The organism is Pseudomonadota bacterium (genome assembly GCA_026388275.1).
Taxonomy (GTDB): Bacteria; Desulfobacterota; Syntrophorhabdia; order Syntrophorhabdales; family Syntrophorhabdaceae; genus JAPLKB01.
The window spans coordinates 1-22051 of the sequence record JAPLKB010000045.1; the positions used below are offsets into that span (position 1 = coordinate 1).

Annotated in this window: 22 protein-coding genes and 4 pseudogenes; 2 read left to right on the top strand and 24 right to left on the bottom strand. The window is 43.5% G+C overall.

Features of this window, described 5'->3' with window-relative positions; genetic code table 11:
- Positions 1 to 69: 69 nt before the first annotated feature.
- From NT010_11385 to NT010_11410, 6 genes and pseudogenes are all read right to left on the bottom strand, one after another.
- Positions 70 to 210: pseudogene (locus NT010_11385) on the bottom strand (PAS domain-containing sensor histidine kinase).
- Positions 184 to 1725, bottom strand: a pseudogene (locus NT010_11390) (PAS domain S-box protein). The pseudogenes NT010_11385 and NT010_11390 overlap by 27 nt, the downstream one beginning before the upstream one ends.
- A 194-nt stretch (positions 1726 to 1919) precedes the next feature.
- Complete coding sequence (locus NT010_11395; protein MCX5806650.1) at positions 1920 to 3500, bottom strand: sodium:solute symporter family protein; 1581 nt, start codon at positions 3498 to 3500, stop codon at positions 1920 to 1922.
- Between the two features lie 4 nt (positions 3501 to 3504).
- The gene (locus tag NT010_11400) at positions 3505 to 3687 is read right to left on the bottom strand and encodes a hypothetical protein (protein MCX5806651.1); all 183 of its coding nucleotides are present in this window, start codon (positions 3685 to 3687) and stop codon (positions 3505 to 3507) included.
- Positions 3688 to 3721: 34 nt separating this feature from the next.
- Complete coding sequence (locus tag NT010_11405) at positions 3722 to 3955, bottom strand: hypothetical protein (protein ID MCX5806652.1); 234 nt, start codon at positions 3953 to 3955, stop codon at positions 3722 to 3724.
- Between the two features lie 95 nt (positions 3956 to 4050).
- A complete protein-coding gene (locus tag NT010_11410; GenBank protein MCX5806653.1) occupies positions 4051 to 5412 on the bottom strand; it encodes a TrpB-like pyridoxal phosphate-dependent enzyme in 1362 nt (453 codons plus the stop codon).
- A gap of 300 nt (positions 5413 to 5712) precedes the next feature.
- Here NT010_11410 and NT010_11415 point away from each other — a divergent pair, with 300 nt between their 5' ends.
- A complete protein-coding gene (locus NT010_11415; GenBank protein MCX5806654.1) occupies positions 5713 to 6954 on the top strand; it encodes an Nramp family divalent metal transporter in 1242 nt (413 codons plus the stop codon).
- A 139-nt stretch (positions 6955 to 7093) separates the two neighbouring features.
- Positions 7094 to 7420, top strand: a pseudogene (locus tag NT010_11420) (single-stranded DNA-binding protein).
- Positions 7421 to 7660: 240 nt separating this feature from the next.
- Here the strand turns inward: NT010_11420 and NT010_11425 are convergent.
- From NT010_11425 to fabD, 18 genes and pseudogenes are all read right to left on the bottom strand, one after another.
- Positions 7661 to 8923 carry a TRAP transporter large permease subunit gene (locus NT010_11425; protein MCX5806655.1) on the bottom strand — a complete coding sequence of 421 codons (1263 nt, stop codon included), beginning with the start codon at positions 8921 to 8923 and terminating at the stop codon, positions 7661 to 7663.
- The gene (locus NT010_11430) at positions 8920 to 9420 is read right to left on the bottom strand and encodes a TRAP transporter small permease (GenBank protein MCX5806656.1); all 501 of its coding nucleotides are present in this window, start codon (positions 9418 to 9420) and stop codon (positions 8920 to 8922) included. The genes NT010_11425 and NT010_11430 overlap by 4 nt, the downstream gene beginning before the upstream one ends.
- Positions 9417 to 10442 carry a TRAP transporter substrate-binding protein DctP gene (dctP, locus tag NT010_11435; protein ID MCX5806657.1) on the bottom strand — a complete coding sequence of 342 codons (1026 nt, stop codon included), beginning with the start codon at positions 10440 to 10442 and terminating at the stop codon, positions 9417 to 9419. The genes NT010_11430 and dctP overlap by 4 nt, the downstream gene beginning before the upstream one ends.
- Before the next feature lie 8 nt (positions 10443 to 10450).
- Positions 10451 to 11317: a TRAP transporter TatT component family protein gene (locus NT010_11440; GenBank protein MCX5806658.1), complete on the bottom strand. Its 867-nt coding sequence runs from the start codon at positions 11315 to 11317 to the stop codon at positions 10451 to 10453.
- A 129-nt stretch (positions 11318 to 11446) separates the two neighbouring features.
- Complete coding sequence (locus NT010_11445; protein ID MCX5806659.1) at positions 11447 to 11953, bottom strand: NYN domain-containing protein; 507 nt, start codon at positions 11951 to 11953, stop codon at positions 11447 to 11449.
- A gap of 154 nt (positions 11954 to 12107) precedes the next feature.
- A complete protein-coding gene (gene nusB, locus NT010_11450; GenBank protein ID MCX5806660.1) occupies positions 12108 to 12530 on the bottom strand; it encodes a transcription antitermination factor NusB in 423 nt (140 codons plus the stop codon).
- On the bottom strand, positions 12503 to 12991 hold the full coding sequence (gene ribE, locus NT010_11455) for a 6,7-dimethyl-8-ribityllumazine synthase (GenBank protein ID MCX5806661.1): 489 nt from the start codon (positions 12989 to 12991) through the stop codon (positions 12503 to 12505). The genes nusB and ribE overlap by 28 nt, the downstream gene beginning before the upstream one ends.
- 12 nt (positions 12992 to 13003) lie before the next feature.
- A complete protein-coding gene (locus NT010_11460; GenBank protein ID MCX5806662.1) occupies positions 13004 to 14209 on the bottom strand; it encodes a bifunctional 3,4-dihydroxy-2-butanone-4-phosphate synthase/GTP cyclohydrolase II in 1206 nt (401 codons plus the stop codon).
- A 4-nt stretch (positions 14210 to 14213) separates the two neighbouring features.
- Entirely contained in the window at positions 14214 to 14861 is a 648-nt protein-coding gene (locus NT010_11465; GenBank protein MCX5806663.1) for a riboflavin synthase, read from the bottom strand.
- The gene (ribD, locus tag NT010_11470) at positions 14842 to 15945 is read right to left on the bottom strand and encodes a bifunctional diaminohydroxyphosphoribosylaminopyrimidine deaminase/5-amino-6-(5-phosphoribosylamino)uracil reductase RibD (protein ID MCX5806664.1); all 1104 of its coding nucleotides are present in this window, start codon (positions 15943 to 15945) and stop codon (positions 14842 to 14844) included. The genes NT010_11465 and ribD overlap by 20 nt, the downstream gene beginning before the upstream one ends.
- Positions 15946 to 15963: 18 nt before the next feature.
- Positions 15964 to 16452 carry a transcriptional regulator NrdR gene (nrdR, locus tag NT010_11475; GenBank protein ID MCX5806665.1) on the bottom strand — a complete coding sequence of 163 codons (489 nt, stop codon included), beginning with the start codon at positions 16450 to 16452 and terminating at the stop codon, positions 15964 to 15966.
- 107 nt (positions 16453 to 16559) lie between these two features.
- Positions 16560 to 17003: pseudogene (locus NT010_11480) on the bottom strand (cytidine/deoxycytidylate deaminase family protein).
- Positions 17000 to 18247, bottom strand: coding sequence for a serine hydroxymethyltransferase (locus tag NT010_11485; GenBank protein MCX5806666.1), 1248 nt, complete (start codon positions 18245 to 18247; stop codon positions 17000 to 17002). The pseudogene NT010_11480 and the gene NT010_11485 overlap by 4 nt, the downstream one beginning before the upstream one ends.
- A 64-nt stretch (positions 18248 to 18311) precedes the next feature.
- A complete protein-coding gene (gene rpiB / locus NT010_11490) occupies positions 18312 to 18764 on the bottom strand; it encodes a ribose 5-phosphate isomerase B (GenBank protein ID MCX5806667.1) in 453 nt (150 codons plus the stop codon).
- Positions 18761 to 20002, bottom strand: coding sequence for a beta-ketoacyl-ACP synthase II (fabF, locus tag NT010_11495; GenBank protein MCX5806668.1), 1242 nt, complete (start codon positions 20000 to 20002; stop codon positions 18761 to 18763). Before fabF ends, rpiB begins: the two co-directional genes overlap by 4 nt.
- A gap of 17 nt (positions 20003 to 20019) precedes the next feature.
- Positions 20020 to 20259 carry an acyl carrier protein gene (gene acpP, locus NT010_11500; protein ID MCX5806669.1) on the bottom strand — a complete coding sequence of 80 codons (240 nt, stop codon included), beginning with the start codon at positions 20257 to 20259 and terminating at the stop codon, positions 20020 to 20022.
- A gap of 85 nt (positions 20260 to 20344) precedes the next feature.
- Positions 20345 to 21070 carry a 3-oxoacyl-[acyl-carrier-protein] reductase gene (gene fabG, locus NT010_11505; protein MCX5806670.1) on the bottom strand — a complete coding sequence of 242 codons (726 nt, stop codon included), beginning with the start codon at positions 21068 to 21070 and terminating at the stop codon, positions 20345 to 20347.
- Positions 21067 to 22005 carry an ACP S-malonyltransferase gene (gene fabD / locus NT010_11510; protein ID MCX5806671.1) on the bottom strand — a complete coding sequence of 313 codons (939 nt, stop codon included), beginning with the start codon at positions 22003 to 22005 and terminating at the stop codon, positions 21067 to 21069. The genes fabG and fabD overlap by 4 nt, the downstream gene beginning before the upstream one ends.
- Between the last annotated feature and the right edge of the window lie 46 nt (positions 22006 to 22051).

The window sequence follows — 22051 nt, forward strand, 5'->3', positions numbered from 1 at the left end:
GCTTTGCACCTGACTTTCAATCCGTGTGAGCTTTTCATAATGGGGATGGGATGGATCGAACTCCATCAGCATAAGTGAAGCATAGCCGCGGATCCCCATGAGGAGGTTGTTGAAGTCGTGGGCAATGCCTCCTGCAAGGGTACCTATAGCTTCCATCTTCTGGGCATGCATGAGTTGTGCTTCCAGCCTTTTCCGCTCGGTAATATCCTGGATGACACCGAAAACTACGTTTCTATCGCGATCATATTCTGCAATGGAATAGATATCGATGATCTCCCCGGTATCAGGACGTTGTATTTTGAACTCTACACTATACGGGCGGTTCTCTTTGATCAGTCCCATGAGGGCATCATCAAGCATGCCTCTGTACTCGGAAAGAGGTATCTTTTGTACCTCCGGAATCGTCCACTCCTGGTCTTGGAGTCCGTATATTCTTCGAGCCCCTTCCGACGCAAACACTCTTTGCAGCTCAAGATCGAACTCCCAATTCCCACAGTGGGAAATGATCTCAGCCCTGGACAAACGATTTCTGCTTACGACAAGTTCTTCCTCTACTCGCTTCCGCTCAGTGATGTCCCTCAAATAGGCAAGCGAGCATGGTTCTCCGCGATATATTGTCATGGTCGCAGATACTTCAATAAAGATCTTTGTCCCGTCTTTTTTGATAGCTTTATATTCGTACCGCGATGTAGCAGGTTCTCCTTTTTGTCTTTTTCGGTTATACTCCATAACCATTTCTCTGTCATCAGGGTGTACCGTAAAGAATACAGGGTTTCCGATAATATCATCCGTTTTATCATAACCAAACATTTCCAGGAACTTCTTATTGACATATATATGCCGGCTTCCCCTGACAAGGGCTACCCCGTCATTGGAGTGCTCTATCGCAATACGGTAACGTTCTTCAGATTCGATCAGGTTTTCTTCTGCCTTTTTGTATTCAGTGATGTCTCGCCAGACACAATGATACAACACATGTCCGGAGATATTTGTCATCTGTGCTGTTACATGGATATTCCTGATTTCACCCTGTTTTGTACGATGCATTGTATCAAAATCATCCCTGCCTTCACGTACCACATTCTCGATATGTTTCATGGTCTCTTCAGGACTTTCAATAATTTCAATATCGGTTACGCTTAGTCCTGCGAACTCTTCATGTGAATAACCAAGCTGTCGATGAGCCTTTTCGTTGAATTCCACGAAACGCGCTGTAGCAGGGTCAATAATCACAATACCGTAAGGTGCATAATCAAACATCAGGCGATAACGAGCCTGAACGTCTCTCCGCTCTTCCTCGGCCAGCTTGTAGGCGGTGATGTCCCTGAAAATCCCCTGGACTAAAGTTTTTCCGTTATATTCAATGGGGGCTCCTGTTATATCAACAGGTACCAGCCTGCCATCTTTTCTTAATATCCTGGTATCGTAACAGGAATGCATTTCTCCTGCTGCCATCCTCGAGAAATCATGTATTATTCTTTTAAGCTCTTCCTTGGGGTGAATATGTCGTGGATTCATGCCCGCTAATTCTTTCCTCGTATAGCCCAGAAGTTCCTCTGCTTTTTTGTTTACTTCAAGGAAATTTCCTTTGGAGTCAGTAATAATTATTGCATCACTCGCATGTTCTACTAAAGTACGGTATTTTTCTTCACTATGCCAGGGTATCTCTTTTTCTTGCTTTAGCTCAGTTTCAGAGTTTTCCAGTTCGGCAATTTTCTGGCGCATTGCGGCAAGCTCATTGATGAGTTGTGCTTTTGTTTTATTCTTGTCTTTCATTCGTTAGCTGCCTGTGTACAAATATTTATTACCAAAATAAATATACAACTTTGTATAAAATATTACATCTGATAATCTCGGGAAGATATTTGCGCTTCAGGCAAAAACTGCGAAGCGTGATTTTAGACTTTTCTACGAAACCATCAAATGTGCCTGAAGGCTTTTCGTATTGTTTCTTCCCCTATTGGTGATGTGATAAGTGAAACAACTACAAACACAACAAAGGATATGGGCAATGCAATTACCTGCGGGTCTATCATGTTCCAGGGATGGCCGAGCAAGGAATCTCTGCCCGAAAGAAGCTTGCATAACCCTATCGCCTTTGACTCATTTTCATGGATAAATAACATCCACAAAAGCGAGATAAAAAAACCGCACAAAATGCTCGTCTTTGCACCAATCTTTGTTCCGCCTCTCCAGTAAAGTGCAAACAGATACGACGGGATAAATGTGGCACCGCAGAGGCTGAAGAAAAATGCAGTTGCAATGGCAACAACACCCTCAGGTAACACAAGCCCGAGTATAAGGGTTGCAAAAATGCTGAATACAATGCCTATCCTTGTTACAACGGTGGTTTCAATGACAGACTTACCCCGGAGCAGTGCCTGCTCAAATATATCCCTGCTTAAAGATGTTCCGAGCGTATGAAAAAGGCTGCTGTTGGCGCTCATTGCCACTGCCATTAGTCCAACAAGAAATACGGCAACGAACCACTGTGGATAGAACCGGTCAATATAAAGAGGCATGATTTTATCAATATTACCCTGAACAGCCTGTATGGAAAGTTCTAAATACTTGTTATAAAAAACAACATTTGTAAGCGCCCCGACTGCAAAGGCTATTCCGCTTGTCAGGAGGATAAAAATGGCGGTAAAGGGAATAGACCTGTTCAGCTCCCTGTCGGATTTGAGCGTCATAAACCTTACGTTAAGCTGAGGCTGCCCTATTACCCCGATGCCCACTCCCATGACCATTGTTGTAATAATAAACCACCAGAGGGATGATCCGGTCACGGGCATTGAGGTGAATCCTCTGTGGCCCATTTCCGTTAAGTGCGGCGGGACGAGAAGTGTAAGGTCTGTGAGTGCTTTGTGGGCATCTATAATACCTCCGGAAAAGGCGTATGTTGAAATACCCATTGCAAGCATGACAGCTATAATGATAATGCCCTGAAATGCGGAGGTATATAAAACGCCTTTGAGACCACCCCATATAACGTAACAGGCATTAATCAGAAGAAATGCGAGAAGGGCAGTAGAAAAGGGGATATTTATATATACTTCGATGAACCGTGCGATGCCTATCAGGATAGCCGCTGAATATACAGGCATAAAGATAAGAATGACGAGTCCCGAGAAACCCTGGATGAATCTTGAATTGTATCTTCTCCCCAGAAGCTCCGGAAAGGTATGCGCGTCAAGGGCTTTACCCATTTTCCGCGTCCTTTTTCCGAAAACAACAAAGGCAACCCATACCCCCATCATAATATTAAGAAATGCCAGCCATGAGAGGCTGAAACCATAAAGGGCGCTGATGCCTCCAAAGCCGATGATTGCCGATGTGCTGATATAGGTGGAACCATAGCTTAGCGCCATCAAAACAGGATGAACCTGCCTTCCGGCAAGCATGTAGTCGGAAACGGTTGTGGTCCGCTTGTATCCGAGATAACTCAGATAAATTGTTATTACAAGGTAGATAACGATGAATGTGATAAGATAAAACATACTGTTATGGAAGCTTTTCGATCAATTCGATTTCCTCTTTTTCCCACCGGATCTCTTCCCTGTAGTCGCCGTCCTTCTCTTCCACTCCCCTATGCCAGTTGATGATGCCGTAAACAATACAAAATATTGCGGCCAATATGGTAAGCAAATATCCTGCAAATATCCAAAAATCAGGAAAACCGAGCATTATGTTATCTGATAGCACGGAGATTTTTCAATTGTCAAGAGCTAAATGCCTTTTCGGCAGATTCGATTATTCGCTCAATTTTTGATTTCGGCAGGTTGCTGAAAACTTTCTTCAGATCATCCTCTGTAAATTTTTCCTTTAAAAAGGCATATATATCCATTCTGCCTTGCCAGCACCCGATGGTATTTCTGCATGGCAGCCCATCATTCACGGATATACAATAATTGATATCAATGACCATGCCAAGTTGTGTACAGTAAATTTCCATAATTACCCTCCGGGTTAATCGCTCATATCTCATAGATTATGACAGAGAGCTGCGAGCAGACAATTTTTGCTTGCAGCTCTCTGTCATCTGTTTCCCTATACCGGTTTAGGATACTTCTCCAATTCTTTGACCAGCTTCGCGATCTCTTCATCCGGCAACGCATAGTCCTCAAGCTTCCCGGACAGATATGCATCGTATGATGCGAGGTCAATAATGCCATGACCACTCCAGTTCATCAGTATTACCTTTTCTTTTCCTTCTTCTTTAGCCTTTTTTGCCTCATCAATCACACATGCTATGGCATGGTTTGTCTCCGGTGCAGGGATAAAGCCTTCTGTCCTGGCAAACGTGAGACCTGCGGCAAAGGTTTCCAGTTGAGAATATGCCCTTGCCTCTATGAGTCTGTCCATGACCAGCCGGCTGACAAGCGGAGCCATTCCATGATATCGCAGGCCCCCGGCATGAATCGGAGCAGGGACAAAATCATGGCCGATTGAATACATAGGCAGAAGCGGCGTTGTCTGGGCAGCATCGCCAAAATCATATACATAGGGGCCTTTTGTCATAGTCGGGCACGAAACCGGCTCTGATGCAATAATCTTTACTTCTTTACCATGAATCTTATCCCTTACAAAGGGGAATGAGACACCGGCAAAATTGCTGCCCCCGCCTGCGCAGCCGATCACAACATCGGGATACTCCCCGGCCATGGCAAGCTGTTTCTGCGCCTCAAGGCCTATGATTGTCTGGTGCATCATTACATGGTTCAAAACACTGCCGAGAGAATATTTTGAGTTCTCTGTGGTCACCGCATCTTCTATGGCCTCGCTTATAGCAATGCCAAGGCTGCCCGGGTGGTTTTCATTTCCTTCCAAATACTTCCGGCCGGCATTTGTATCAGGGCTTGGGCTTGGCACACATTTGGCGCCCCATGTCTCCATCATGATTTTCCTGTAAGGTTTCTGGTTGAAACTCACCCGTACCATGTAAACTTTCAATTCAAGGCCGAACTGGTTGCATGCAAAGGCAAGCGCGCTTCCCCATTGTCCCGCACCGGTCTCTGTTGTAAGCCTCTTCGTGCCGAAGACCTTGTTGTAGTATGCCTGTGGAATAGCGGTATTGGGCTTGTGACTGCCGGGAGGGCTTACGCCCTCGTTCTTGAAATATATGTGAGCCGGAGTTTTGAGAAACTTCTCCAGGGCATATGCTCTGTATAGGGGAGTTGGCCGCCACATAAGAAGTTTTTCTACTACTTCATCGGGAATATCAATCCACCTCTCAGCGCTTACTTCCTGTTCAATCAGGTTCATGGGGAAGATGGGTGTAAGCATATCAGGCGTAATTGGTTCCCCTGTCGCAGGATTTAAAGGCGGGGGGAGAGGGTTAGGCAGATCAGCCTGAATGTTATACCATGCCCTTGGCATATCCTGTTCACTTAAAATAATTTTCCTGTTCATGTGCTCCTCCTTTTTTTAGTAAATAAAAAGGCCATGGTCTTAATCAATCCCATGGCCTTTTATAACAAAAAAGCCACGGACGGTGTGAATCCGCCCGTGGCCGGTTATTACGGTTTCACACCTACGTCACCTGCCACCACCATACCCATATATTTTTTGCGGCTGCTTTTTCCATATTGTGTAATCTTTAGCACGAAGATAATTTCATGTCAAGGTTTTTCATTTTTATTGATTTACAATAACAGGGTTTTTTAACACTTTGAATTGCAACATCAAAATATCTGTGGTATACCAGTGGGCATGTTCACACGTAAAAGGCTCATAATATTGCTTTCACTCATAGGCCCTGGAATAATTACCTCTAATATAGATAACGATGCAGGCGGTATTGCCATATATTCTATTGCCGGGGCGCACTACGGATACAACCTTCTGTGGACCCTGATCCCTATAGTTTTTTTTCTTATAGTATACCAGGAAATGTCTGCCCGGATGGGAGTAGTCACAGGTAAGGGTCTTGCCGATCTTATACGTGAGAAATATGGAATAAGAACCGCCTTCTGGGTTATGGTATGCCTCTTTTTCACAAACCTCGGCAACACTATGGCTGAATTTTCAGGATGGGCGGCGAGCATGGAACTTTTTAATGTATCCAAATACATTTCCGTGCCTCTGGGGGCTGTTTTTGTATGGTTTTTAGTCCGAAGGTGGAATTACAGCATATTTGAAAAAATATTTCTTTTTGTCTGTTTAATATATCTTACCTATATTTTTTCTGCATTCTCTGCAAAACCCGACTGGAAAGAGGTAATGGTCAAGACGGTAACGCCTTCCATACAATGGAACATGGATTACCTGATTATCGTAGTCAGTATTATAGGCACATCTATTACTCCATGGCAGCAATTTTATCTCCAATCAAACGTCGTAGAAAAAGGTCTTAGTGAAAAGTACCTCTGGGCATCAAGATTTGACGTAATTTTCGGTTCTATTATGATGGGAGTCATTGCGTATTTTATTATAGTAGCCTGCGGTGCCACATTGTTTCCCGCAGGCATCAAGATAGATTCGGCAGAAAACGCGGCGCTATCATTAAAGCCCCTGGCAGGAAAATATGCCTATATCCTTTTTGCTGTCGGCCTTGCTAATGCTTCGCTGTTTTCGGCATGTATTCTCCCGCTTGCCACAACTTATTATATTTGTGAGGCCTTTGGCTGGGAAGCAGGCATAGGAAAAAGCTTTAAGGAAGCCCCCCAGTTTATGTCCATATTTACAATAATTGTAATACTGGGCGCTTCATTTATACTGTTGCCGAATCTTCCCCTTATTAAAGTGATGTGGTTTTCTCAGATCATAAACTGTCTTCTTCTTCCGGTGGTTTTAGTATTTATGCTCCGGCTCATCAACAATAAAGATCTTATGGGTGAATTCAAAAACTCATTATGGACAAATATTATCTCATATATAAGCACAGCTCTCCTGATCATTTTAAGCGTCACGCTTCTTTTAAACACAATAGCCGATTTTTTCCGTGTCCATTGACATTTTACTGTTAATACTATAAGTTTAACTATACAAATTTAAACAGTAAGAATGTTGCAGTTGTTATTGCTTTTAAGCTATCAGCGCAACTTCACATAGTATTTGCAAATGTTTTTAAAAATGTGAAACAGGGGGAAACATGTCAAGTGTAAATAAAGTAATACTTATCGGAAGGCTCGGTGGAGACCCGGAACTGCGGTATACCGCTGATGGATCACCTGTTGCAACATTTAATGTGGCGACCTCGGAAGTCTGGAAGGACAAGGGCGGCAATAAACAGGAAAGGACGGAGTGGCACAGGGTAGTGGCCTGGAGAAAACTCGGCGAGATTTCCGCAGAATATCTAAAAAAAGGTAAACTTGTTTATATAGAGGGTAGAATCCAGTCACGTGAATTTGAAGGGAAAGACGGATTAAAAAGAAAGATGTATGAAATAATTGCCTCAAATATGAAGATGATCGGGGGCGGCGCTCAAACTGAAGGGGGCGGCGGAAAATGGAAGTCAGAAGAAGGCCCTCCGGCTGTACGTGATGATGATTTCATCCCTGAAATAGAGGAAGATGATTTAAAGATGTAATAATCCCATATTTTCCATTAGGATAAGCATCGGTGTCGGGCTGTCCTCCCGCAGGGAGGGTCAATTCCTTCTCGTTGCCCGGGTGCTCTCTGTGTGCTATCAATGAATCCTGATTTGTATCAGTCGGTTTTATTTTAAGAAGGCAAGGCTCAACCAGGGAAGATAGGTGATGATCGCAAGCCCGATAAGGAGGATGCCGATGAATGGAAGCGAAGCAAAGTAAAGGCTTAATATTGGTTTGTTGAAACGGATACTGGAGATGAAGAGGTTTATCCCCAGGGGGGGTATGGATGCTCCGATCTCCAAATTAGCAAGGAAGATGATTCCAAGGTGAACAGGATGAATCCCATAGGCCTGGGCAACAGGGGTAATAAGAGGAACCACAACAGTCAGCGCGGGGAACATGCCCATAATGCATCCGACCGCTAAAAGGAAGAAGTTGAGCATGATAAGAAAAAGGAAGGGGCTGGTAATATGGGCCTTTAGAAAATCCAATGTCATCATGGGGAGTTCTGCATCGATTAGATAATTTGTCAGACCGAGGGCTGCCCCCAAGATGATTAGAATCCCCCCTACCAGTACCATGCTTTTTTTCATAATCTGCGGCAGCTCTCTCCACTTAATATCCCTGTAGATAAATACCTCCACCACAAGCACATAGGTCGCGGTAATAGCGGCTGCTTCACTTACCACAAAGTATCCGCCATAGATGCCTCCCAGTACCACAATAGGGAGCGGGAGTTCCCAGATTGAATCCTTCACTGCCCTGAAAACCTCCGGTACATTAAAACCGGTGCGCGGAACCTTGACTGCAATCGCCTTGTTGAAACAAAACACAGCAAGGAGCAGGATCAGGAGTATTCCAGGCAAAATGCCGCCCAGAAACAGTTCATCAATTCTTACCTTTGCCACAATGGCATAAATGATCAAAGGGAGACTTGGGGGAAAGAGAAGACCCAATGTACCTGATGTAGTTAAGAGTCCGAGAGAGAATGATTCCGGGTATTTTCCTTTTAACATGGCAGGTAAGAGAATGCCTCCCATGGCAATGATAGTTAGGCCTGTTGCGCCTGTGAGAGCGGTAAAAACAGCACAGGTTAAAAGCGCGATCATCGATACTCCGCCAGGCAGCCAACCTAATATTGCGTTGGAAAGTCTGATCAATCTCTTTGGCGCACCGCTCTCGGAAAGAAGATATCCGGCAAAGGTGAAGAGGGGGATCGCAACAAGGATCGGGGTTGTCGCCATTCGATACATTTCAATGATTATGGCCGAGGAGTCAATCTGACCGGAAAACAGCAGACAGAGTGTCAGGCCGGAAATAACGATAAAAAGAGGAACGCCGAGCAACATCAAAATGAAAAGGGCAAGGACAACTAAAAAGAGGATCATTCTTCTCTTTCCTTTTGGATGATCATATGGACACTCTTAAGGAAATAAAAAAAATATCGGAAGGCCATCAGACCGAAAGTAAGAGGAAGAATAATTTCTGAGGCCCAGGACGGAATGCCAAGAAAAGCTACGCTCTTCATCTGAAACTCATTATGAATGAATTTCAATGCGGCATAGGTAAGAAAGCAACAAATCAAAAACGAAGAGGCATCGATGATAATCGCCACAATCTTCTTTCCCTTCGATGATAACCATCGAGTAACGACATCGATACAAATGTGTTTGCCTTCCAGCACTGCAATGGTGGCCCCGACAAACCCTGTCCATAAAACAAGGACCCTTACAAGGGCATCTCCCCAGGCAATACCTGTGGAAAAAATATTTCGAAGTATAATCTGAGAGAATGCGACGAGAATCAGAGCGCTTAACAGAATTACAAGGAGAATCTGCTCCACCCGACCGATGGCTTCATCGATCTGTTCCCATCGAACCGTCATTTCAAGCCCTTTCGGTAATTTGTCAACTGAGAAGTCACATCATCCACGGTTGTCCGTGAAAAGGCTTTTCCGCTAATGCGGCCCATTGCATCATTAGACAGTTTTCTGAGCTCATCAATCTGGTCCTTTGAAGGGGTTACGATTTTTACCCCTTGTTTCACCATTATTCTGGTTGCCTCCTTGTTTTCATTTCGGGTTGTTGCCTTTAACTGGCTCAAATGACGCTGGGAGCTTTCAAGGAGAATAGCCTGATAGGCAGGCGGCAAACGGTTAAATACATCTTTGCTGATGACTATAGCGCCTGCCACATAGGCGAGGGGAACATTAGTCAGGTACTTCATTTTAGTAAACCACTGGAGTGAGATGGCCCCGGTAGGAGGGATATAAACAACATCCACCAACCCGGTTTGGAGACCCACCAGAACATCAGGAATAGAAAGAGGAATAGCTGTCACTTTGGCTGCATCAAAGACTGCCTTGGCCATGTGAGATTCTTCCTGGATCCAGACTTTCCCCTTTTTAATGTCCGCTACGCTGGAGATAGGAATAGTGGAGGACATGAGATAGACAAACCCTACCTCGGAAAAACCCAGTAGTATGTATCCATTATCTTCAAAGCCTTTTTTGAGAAATGTATCCATTTTTTTCAAAATGAGGTCAACTTCATCATAATTTTGAAAGAGAAAAGGGATTTGCAGGACATTGATCTCTTTGAATATCGATGAGAGACTTGTTGAGGTCAGGGCTGCAGCCTGAATCTGGCCGATCTTCATTTTTCGAAGCATATCATTCTCATCGCCCAGCACTCCTCCGGCATAAATCTTAAGCTGAACATTGTTTTCGGTCTTTTTCATCACTTCAGCATTTAAGGCATGAAGCATCTTAACCCAGGAATTTCCCTGCGGGGCCAAGGTGGCCAGTTTTATGATAACCCCTTTCTCAGCTCCCTGAACCGGTCCGGTAAAAAAAAGACATGCCAGCAACAAGAGTCCAATAAATTTTATTACACTGCGAGTGTTCATAGATGCTCCTATTCGAAAATTTCCTCTTTATGATGCAGCAGATCCTCTGCTTTCTTCCTGGCAACCGCATTAAGGAGCGTTATCTCCGGTAATATGTCAACAGGAGCATCCAGAACCTTTTGAAGGGTTGAGACAAAAAGGTCTTTGTCGAGGATTTGCCGTGCATAAAAGTTCGCATAATAGACATAGGTCATTAAAAATTTACCCTGCCCTATCTGTAAAGCCTTCTGAAAATGTTTTTGAGCCTTTTTCAGGTCTCCCCCGGCGTCCTTGGGCCAGGAGGCAAACCATATTCCCATAAAGATGTGAGGCCCGCCATAATAAAAACCTTCGTCGAGTTCAAGTACTTTTTTCATCATCAGTTCAACTCTTGGAAGTTCAGCAAGTGCCTCCATTGAATCAAGATTCAGCTTGATCCAGTTTCCCCACGAAGTAGCTGCCCAAAACAAATAGGGGACATCCTTCTTGCCGCAGTTCTTAACGTCTTCCCCGAAATCGTCAAACAGGCTCTGAGCAGGGTCCTTGAACCCCCTTATCTCCAGGGATCGCAGAGAGTAGTACCTTGCTTTTCTGTAGAGCAGTTTCGCATATTCCGGATCGGTTTCCTCCATAAAAGCCGAGGCAAAGGAAGAATAGGTCTGGGCAGCATTAATGAGTAACTGCTCATTATCCGGCACCGACTCAATCATACCGTCCATCAGCATCAGATAGGCGGGAATTCCTTCACGTACCAGCTTAAGGTCTGATTGTTGAAAAGCTGATTTTGCCACCCCTTCCAGCAATGTCGCCGTCGCTGCAACAGTCAACTTCTTATTCGGCAGACAACCGGTTAACAGAAGAAGCCATATTACACAAAGTAGAATACGGATTTGCAAAGGTTTCATATCTTTGGTGTGAATGTATACATAAATTCAATAAAATCTTATCTATAACGTGTTACCATAAAATCTTTTTAAAGGCAATGTTTACTTAAACCTGTATTTTCCCTTAGGATAAATATGGAATTATATTTTGCCTATAGTTTTCGTGGATTTTCTCAATTTTTTAGGAAGTTTTCTCGGATTGCCCTTCTTCTTTGCAGACTGCCGGTCAGTTTCATCCGATTCCCCATCTTTTCCGGACACATCGTTGACCATCAATGCTTCCATACCTGGCGGGGTCAGAAAAGCAACACCGTGCCTTTTTGCCTCATCAATGATTGCCCGGTCTGAGCTTACTGCCACAATACCGGCCCTTTTCTCCCTTATCCAACCGATAATAACATCGTCCGCAGTCTCTTTCTCCCCGGAATATACCACGTCAATGCCTTTATAATTCTCTCTTTGCCTGCCAGGCGAAAAGCTGTTATATGCATCAAAAACTACTGTTAATTTAACACGTTTCAGTTTTTTATATTGCACAAACCTGTCAAGTAAAGACCTCCTCAGCATATCAAGGTTCGATCCCTCCCCTGCCGGGGATGTCCTTATTCTGTTGATGTAATTATATCCGTCAATAATTAAGTGAGTCATGGTAATTTTTGGTTGCAGCCAATAGCCGGCAGCAAAAAATCAAGGTTATGAGTTATGGGACAGTTAAAGATACGTCAGCCAATCATTGTATTGCGGGTATACCCACGATCACTTCAAAGAATTTCTTCAGAATTATCAATCTCCTGGTCAAGGCTTACCGCTGCGGATCTTTCTGCCCATAGTGGTCTTTTAAAATCCTGTCGAGCACTCCGTTGATAAAATCGCCGGAATCTCCGTGTCCGTACTTTTTCCCCATTTCGATTGCCTCATCAATTGCAACCTTTGGCGGCACATCCTGGGAAAACAGCATCTCATATACACCAATCCTCATGACATTCTTATCAACAAAGGCAATTCTGTCTATTTTCCAGTTTTCACTTGCAGAAGCAATAAATCTGTCTATCATCTCTTTTTCTTTTTTAACACCGGAAAGGAGTAACATCGCATAATCCGTAATATCTTTTTGATAGGGGAAGGTTTCGCAGTACTTATCAAGGGCAAGTTCGGCGTCTTCGTTATTTGTTTCCAATTGATAGAGCATTTTTAATGCTAACTCTCTTGCTTTTCTTCGACGCACAAAGCATTTTCCCTTATGAGATTAACCATTTCTACTGCACTTAAGGCAGCATCATAGCCTTTATTGCCTGATTTTGTTCCTGCCCGCTCTATTGCCTGCTCAATGTTTTCACTCGTAATAATACCAAAGACAACCGGCTTTTCATACTCAAGAGAAACCTGTGCAATGCCCTTTGTAACCTCTGATGCAATATAATGAAAATGTGGGGTAGCACCTTTTATTACAGTACCAAGACATATTACACAGTCTATATTTTTTTTCTTCGCGAGGAGTTTTGCAATCAGAGGTATTTCAAAAGCACCCGGAACTTTGTATACATCAATCTGTTTATCCTCTGCCCCATGTCTTTTTAAACCATCAAGAGCGCCTTCAAGAAGCCTCTCCGTGATAAAGCTGTTAAACCTGCTTACAATTATTGCAAACTTAAAACCCTTTGCGCTAAGCTTTCCTTCACGTATCATAATATATGCTCCTTATATGTTGTTAAGGATATGACCCATCTTTTTCTGCTTAGTCTTAAGATACACAATGCTGTCTTTTGTCGGTGATATTTCGAGCGGCACCCGCTCTACAATGGTAAGACCATATCCTTCAAGCCCTATTATCTTTGTCGGATTATTTGTAAGCAGTCTCATCTTCCTGACGCCGAGGTCGTTTAAAATCTGAGCACCTATTCCATAATCCCTCAAATCAGCCGAAAAACCAAGGGCTAAGTTCGCCTCAACCGTATCGTGTCCATGATCCTGCAGGTTATACGCCTTCAGCTTGTTTAGCAAACCAATCCCTCTGCCCTCCTGTCTCATGTACACAAAAACACCTTTCCCCTCTTTTTCAATCATATTGAGGGCAACACGCAACTGCTCTCCGCAATCGCACCTCATGGAACCGAGTACATCTCCTGTAAAGCATTCTGAATGCACTCTTACAAGCACACTGTCATCAGGTTTAATGTCACCCTTAACAAGCGCTAAGTGTGTTTTTTTATCTATATCATTTTCATAGCCTATTACTGTAAATTCACCGCCATACCGTGTCGGAATTCTTGTTTCCGTCACCCTTCTTACAAGCTTTTCAGTTTTTGTCTTATACCTGATCAGGTCTGCCACGGTGCAAATCTTTAGTCCGTGTTGTGCTGAGAAAGCTTCAAGATCAGGCAGGCGTGCCATTGTTCCATCTTCCTTCATGATCTCGCATATAACACCTGCAGGTTTTAATCCTGCAATCCTTGCCATATCAACAGATGCTTCTGTATGTCCCACTCTGACAAGGACACCGCCCTGCAGCGCAATAAGCGGAAATATATGGCCTGGCCTTACAAGATCATTAGATGTTGCGTTGTCATCTGTAGCAACCTGTATTGTCTTCGCCCTGTCATAGGCTGAAATGCCCGTTGTTACTCCATCCCTTGCTTCTATTGATACTGTAAAAGCCGTATTGTGCCGCGAAGTGTTTTCCTGGACCATTAGAGGAAGATCCAATGCCCTTGCTTTTTCTTCTGTTAAGGAAAGACATATAAGACCGCAAGCATACCGTGCCATAAACGTTATAGCTTCAGGAGTTACTTTTTCAGCGGCAATCATTACATCGCCTTCATTTTCCCGGTCTTCATCGTCTATGATGATGACCATCTTGCCTTCACGTATATCGGGGATCACATCTTCTATGCTTGAAATTGCCATATCTTTATACCCCTTTTATAAATCCTTGTTCATAAAGAAAGCCCATGGTTACGCCCTTTTTGCTGGATTTATCTATAAAACTCTCTATGTATTTTCCGATAATATCAGTCTCTATGTTAACCTTATCACTCATTCTTTTTTCGCCAATTGTGGTTTTAGACACTGTGAAAGGAATTACATTTACAATAAACATATTATCATGTTGCTCGTTGACTGTCAAACTTATTCCATTTATTGCAACAGAACCCTTTTTTACAATATAACGTGATAAATCAGACGGTATTTCAACTTCTATTTTTATTGAATCGCCTGCTTTACTGATACTTGTTATTGTGCCGATTCCGTCCACATGTCCCATAACAAAATGACCTCCGAACCTGCCGTCGGATGCCATTGCTCTTTCAATATTTACCCGGCTCCCTGTCTTTTTATCTTTCAAGGTAGTCAGACTGAGTGTTTCAAGTGAAGCATCTGCATAAAACATTCCTTTTTCAAGCCTTGTGGCCGTCAAACAAACTCCGTCAATAGCAATGCTATCGCCTTCATGGATGCCCCGGTCGCTTATGTTTGTTTTGATACAGAACTCCCACTTACCTCCGGACTTCCTGATGTCTGATATCGAACCTATGTCTTCAATAATCCCTGTGAACATAGCCCTCTACATATATATCTTCTTTAAATCTTTTAATTAAAGAGATATCTATTTTGTAAGCATCCTTTAAAAAATCGATACCGCGTCCTCCGATAATATTGAGAGCGTTTTTCCCTCCGATAAGGATCGGTGCATAAAATAATACCACCTTATCCAACAGACCTTCTTTCAGGAGGCTGCTGTGTGTTTCACCGCCGCCTTCCACGAGCACGCTGATAATCTCCCTTTTGTACAGCTCTTCACACACATGCCTGATTGAAACTCTCCCGTTCTCTTCTCTGGGAACCTTTATAACCTCTATCCCAAGGGATTTCAGCTTGGCTTCCTTGTCTGAACGTGCATCTTCCGAAGCAAAAACCAATGTTTTGTATTTTTCGGATGTCTTTACCATATCGCTTGCAAGGGGTATCCTGAGTTTGGAGTCAAGGATAATGCGGATAGGGTATTTCTTGGGACGCAGCATCCGCGGAACAAGGATAGGGTTGTCAGTAATTACCGTATTGATGCCTACCATTATGCCGTCCATTGTTGATCTCAGTTTATTCGCATGACTTCTTGATTCTTCATTGGATATCCACTTAGAGTCGCATGTTTTCGTTGCAATCTTTCCATCAAGACTGGCTGCTGCTTTCATTACAAAGAAAGGTCTCTTTTTTTCCATATATACCACAAAGGCCTCGTTGAGTTTTCTTGCCTCGTCCTCAAGAAGACCTACTTTTACACTTATATTAGCTTTTTTCAGAGCATCAATACCTTTCCCGTTCATATCCGGGTTTGGGTCAAGCATAGAAGCAACTACTTTTTTTATACCCGCTTTCTTTATTGCGTCCACACAGGGAGGTGTTCTTCCGAAATGAACGCATGGCTCAAGATTCACATAAAGGGTTGAACCAAGAGCATTTTCCTTTGCATCATTTATAGCCATAATCTCAGCATGAGGAAGGCCCGGTTTCTTATGGTACCCTCTTCCCACAATATGCGTACCCTTAACAAGAACTGCGCCTACCATAGGATTGGGAGATGTTGTGCCAAACCCTCTCCGTGCAAGTGAAATCGCCATTTTCATATAATCTTCTTCTTTCATTCACTCACCCCTATTCCATTAACTCTTCTTCTCTTCTCCGTTGATCCATTCCTCCTTTTTCAGCAACAGACCCTTAAGTTCATTCATAAACTCATTAATGTCCCTGAACTGCCGGTAAACGGATGCAAAACGAACATAGGCTACCTCGTCAAGCTTTTTCAATTCCTCCATAACCATTTCCCCTATTTCTGCACCTCTGGTCTCTCTTTCACCTCCCTCCAGCAGATTATATTCAATCCTTGAAACAATTTTTTCAATGTTTGCAATGCTTATAGGTCTTTTTTCACAGGCCTTTTTTAACCCGTTCAATATCTTTGTTCTATCAAAAACTTCTCTTCTCCCGTCTTTTTTTATGACCAGCGGTAATCCCTCTTCAAGTCTTTCGGCTGTTGTAAATCTTTTGCCACAGCTAAGGCATTCCCTCCGCCTGCGGATAGCATCCATCTCCTTGCTTACCCTTGAATCAAGGACTTTACTCTCTACAGAATCACAGAAAGGACATTTCATAATTTTTTCGCGGAGCGAGGTTTTATTTTTTTTGTTTTTGAATCATATAATTTTGAGTTCCGGGTACCTGCAAGCTGATGCCCCGATTCCTGATTTACGTTCATGTCTACCTTCACGAGTGTAACACCTGACTCTTCTATCATCTCCATGGACAGATTGTCAGGATAACCATTAACATAGAACACCCTCGTAATTCCTGCATTAATAATCATTTTGATACATATTGAGCACGGTAAGTGGGTTGAATAGATATCGGCACTACTGATGGAAACACCGTGATGCGCAGCCTGAATAATAGCGTTTTGTTCAGCATGAAGACCCTTGCATAGCTCATGTCTTTCGCCGGATGCAATATTGAGTTTTTCCCGCAGACATCCCGCTTCAATGCAATGTTTTAACCCTGTTGGCGCGCCATTGTAACCTGTAGACAGTATTCTCTTTTCTTTTACGATTAATGCCCCTACATTCCTTCTTTTACATGTTGACCGCTTTGAAACAATTTGTGCAATCTCCATAAAATAGGAATTCCAATCAGGGCGATTATTTATCATATTTCATATATACGAGAATAAAAAGGGAATCTTTTACATAATGCTTTAACGTTTTCTTTTATTTCAAGATGGAGCGATTCATTTTCAAGATCACTGAGGGCTCTATCAATAAAATCACGGATGAGCTCCATTTCATGCTCCTTCATGCCCCGTGTAGTAACTGCCGGAGTACCTATTCTGATACCGCTTGTGACATTTGGACTCTTTGAATCGAAAGGAATCAGGTTTTTGTTGATCATGATCCCGCTTCTCTCGAGGACTTCCTGTGCCTGTTTCCCTGTTACCCCTCTGGGTGACAGATCAACAAGGAACAGATGGTTGTCTGTACCTCCGGAGACTATACGAAAACCGCACTTCTCCATACTGGCGGCCAGGTGTTTGGCATTCTTGATAATCTGCCTTTGATATTCTCTGAATTCGTCACTCATGGCATTTTTCAACGCCACAGCTTTTGCCGCAATAACATGCATAAGCGGCCCGCCCTGAATACCGGGAAAAACAGCAGAGTCAATCTTTTTTGCAAATTCCTGTTTACAAAGTATTAATCCGCCTCTTGGTCCACGGAGTGTCTTATGGGTGGTTGTAGTTACAAAATGTGCATGTTCCACCGGACTCGGGTGCAGTCCTGCAACGATAAGTCCGGCAATATGGGCAATATCTGCCGTCAAATAGGCGCCCACTTCATCGGCAATCTCTCTGAACTTTTTGAAATCTATAACTCTCGAATACGCGCTGGCACCTGCAATAATCATATTCGGTTTTTCATCATGGGCAATTTTCCTGATCTCATCATAGTCGAGTTCTTCATTCGCACTTGAAACCTTATAGCCAACAGAGCGGTATTGCTTGCCGGAAAAGCTTACACGAGCGCCATGGGTCAGGTGCCCTCCATGATCTATATCCATACCGAGGATTGTATCGCCTAATTTGAGAGCACCGTAAAAAACAGCCATATTTGCAGCAGAACCTGAATGAGGCTGGACATTTGCATGTTCAGCATGAAAAAGAGCTTTCGCCCTGTCTATGGCTATTTGTTCTATCTGATCAATATAGCCGCACCCGCTGTAATATCTTTTGAAAGGGTAGCCTTCCGCATATTTATTTGTAAGGACAGAGCCTTGCGCTTCAAGAATCTCCTCATCAACATAATTCTCCGATGCAATCAGGATAAGGCTGTACTCCTCTCTTTCAATCTCCTGCTTTACAAGCCCATAAATCTCTTTATCTTTTTCTGCCAGTTTCATAATTATTTCACCAGTCCGTATAATATAAAACCTGGAAGGTTGAACAATTTTTTCTATTCACCTTTCACTTATTCAGGTGTTTCTCCTCCCACTGCCTTATCTTTTCTACCCGTTTTTCGTGCCTTCCGCCTTCAAAAGATGTTCCGAGCCATGCTTTCACAATTTCTTCCGCCATTCCTTTGCCGATTACCCTTTCGCCGAGCACAAGTACGTTGGCATCAAGGTGTTTTCTGCTCTGGATCGCCGTATATATATCTTGTACGAGAGCTGCACGTATCCCTTTCACCTTATTGGCAACGACATTCATTCCAATACCGGTACCGCAAATAAATATACCTTTGTCTGCTTCTCCGGTTGATAAAAGTTCTGCAGCCTTAAAACCATAATCAGGGTAATCAACAGAGTTTTCTGAGTGTGTCCCGATATCAACAAAGGAATAACCTTCCTTCTCAATAATACTTTTTATGTGTTCTTTCAACTCAAAACCGGCATGGTCTGAGGCAAGGACAATTTTCATCCACTAAATCTCCGGAATACAAGGGTCGAGTTCGTACCGCCAAAACCGAATGAATTTGACAATGCAACATCTACCTTATGGCTCCTTGATTCATTGGGTACATAATCAAGATCACACTGCGGGTCAGGTGTCTCATAGTTGATTGTAGGAGGGCAGATATTATCCCTTATGCTCAGCAGGGAAAATACTGCCTCTATCGCTCCCGCAGCGCCCAGCAAATGGCCTGTCATAGATTTGGTAGAGCTTACCGGGATCTTGTATGCTTTCTCTTTGAATACCTCTTTTATTGCAAGCGTCTCCGTATAGTCGTTCAATTCTGTTGATGTCCCATGGGCATTAATATAATCTACATCTTCCGGCGACATTCCGGCGTCTTTCAATGCCATTTTAATGCAGCGGATAAACCCCTCTCCGTCCGGACATGGAGCAGTGATATGGTATGCGTCCCCGTTATATCCGTAACCGGCTATTTCTCCGTATATCTTTGCTCCTCTTTTCAGGGCATGTTCAAGCTCTTCGAGAACTACAATACCCGAACCTTCAGAAACAACAAAACCGTCCCTGTCCTTATCAAAGGGGCGCGATGCCTTCTGCGGTGCATCATTCCGTGTGGAAAGCGCCTTCATTGCATTAAACCCGCCGACAGTAAGGGGGGTGAGGTTCGCTTCAGTTCCTCCAGCCACCATCACATCGGCATCCCCGTATATGATTATCCTGGATGCCTCTCCAATGGAGTGCGAGCCCGTTGCACATGCCGTTACAATGGACAGGTTCGGGCCTTTCAGGCCGTACCGGATCGCAATATGTCCCGGCGCCTCATTTGCTATCAGCATAGGGATAAAAAAGGGCGTAATTCTGCTGGGACCACGTTCCAGAAGAACACTATGGTACTTTTCAATGGTCGGCAGACCTCCGAGCCCCGTACCTACTACTACGCCCGCCCTTTCGGCGTCCTCTTTGTCCATGTCAAGGCCGGCATCTTCCATTGCTATCTTGGAAGCTGCAAGGGCATACTGGATAAATAAGTCAATCCTTTTAATCTCTTTTGGAGAAATATAATCTTCAGGTTTGAATTCCTTAATCTCACCGGCAAATTTTGTTTCATGCAGGGTAGTATCAAAACGGGTGATCGGGGCTATCCCCGATTCACCGTTTAAAATACGCTGCCATACATTTTCTAACCCGACACCGAGAGGCGTTGCAAGACCTAAACCAGTGGCAACCACCCTTCTTTTCAATGTATTCACCTCGTTGGTTATTTTTCTGCCATACGCTGTTCTATATATTTGATTGCATCGCCCACTGTCTCCATCTTCTCTGCATCTTCATCCGGAATTTCAATCCCGTATGCATCTTCCAGCGCCATGATGAGTTCAACAATGTCAAGCGAGTCAGCTCCAAGGTCATCAATAAACTTTGCTTCAGGAATGACTTCGGACTCGTTTACTCCGAGCTGTTCAACAATCATCTCTTTTACCTTTTCTGTTACTGTCATCTAAGAATCACCTCCTCGATTTATTAACACTGACACTATATTGCCAGTTATCAGCGGTCGCCAATAAAATCTGCAACTTAAAACACTACATATATAAGCCACCGTTGACGTTTATCGTTTCTCCCGTAATGTAACCCCCGTATTCGGAAAGCAGGAAGTATACAACACGGGCTATGTCTATGGGTTCGCCGTATTTCTTTAAGGGAATTGCCTTACGCATTTCCTCCTTATATTTATCGTCCAGTATCTCCGTCATTTTTGTGTTGATAAAACCCGGGGCAACAGCATTTACCCTTATGCCCCTCTCTCCATATTCTTTTGCTGTGCTTTTTGTAAAGCCTATAATGCCTGCTTTGCTTGCAGCATAATTTGACTGACCTGCGTTGCCCATCACCCCGGCAATCGACGAGATATTTACAATAGAGCCGCCTGTTTTCAGCATATGCCTTATAACTGCTCTTGTACAGTTAAAAACGCTCTTCAGGTTCACCCGGATTACCCTGTCCCAGTCTTCTTCCTTCATCCTTAACAATAATTTATCAATCGTAATACCGGCATTGTTAACAAGGTTGCTGATCTGTCCCATGTTTTTTACTACACTGTTGACAGCCTCTTCAACGGCTGTGAAATCTGACACATCAACTTGATAAAATTCAGCCTTTCTTCCTTTATCCGTAATTGCATTCAGCACTTCATTGCCATCAATGATATCAAATATAACAATATCTCCACCTTTATCCGCTAAAAATTCCGCTATTGTCCGGCCAATGCCCTGTGCACCACCGGTAACTATTGTTACAGTGTCCTTCATACAAGCAACCCCTTCACCGCCTCGATATCTTCAAACTCTTCCACATTATAGCATGGAATATCAGGTTCTATTCTCTTTATCAGGTTTGAAAGCACTTTCTGAGGTCCTACCTCCAGGAATGCCTCAACGCCTTCTTTTGCCATTCGCATTATACAACTTTCCCATAAAACAGGCGAAAACATCTGTCTGTAAAGCTTGCCCGGTATGGCATTCTTATCTTTCTCAGGACAGGCATCTACATTGCAAACAACCGGGGTCTCTATATTGCTGCCCGGGATTTTACGCAATTCTTCTTCTAATCCTTCTGCCGCCTCCCTCATCAGGGGGCTGTGGAAGGGTCCTGAAACATTTAAGAATATGGCTTTTTTATACCCTATACCCTTAAGTTTTTCAACAGCCTCTTTTAAAGCGTCCACATTACCCGACAAAACCACCTGTTCTTTGGAATTAAGGTTTGCCGGCACAGCCACATAATCATCATGGGAGATTTCCCGTAAAACAGGCTCTATCTTCCCCATATCAGCACCGATAAGAGCTACCATACCGCCTTTGCCCTTCGGACAAGCTTCTTCCATAAGGAGGCCTCTTTTTCTCGTAATCTTCAGGGCATCCTCAAATTTAAAAAAACCTCCGGCAAGTAATGCTGTGTACTCACCAAGGCTGTGCCCTGCAACAAGGTACGGGGAAATACCTGTCTCTGTTTTGAGTACCTTATATACAACATAGCTCGCAAGGAGCAGGGAAGGTTGAGTATTGTATGTCTGCCGTAATTCATCTTCGGGTCCTTCGAAACAAAGCTTTGTTATGGGAAAGCCAAGCGTTTCATCGGCTGTTTTAAACAGGTCTCTCACATATTCAAACCGGTCATAGAGTCCCTTACCCATGCCCACACGCTGGGAACCCTGACCCGGAAAAACAACGCCAATTTTTTTCATTTAAATCCTCTTTTCTTGTTGAATTATTAATTCTATCCAATAACCC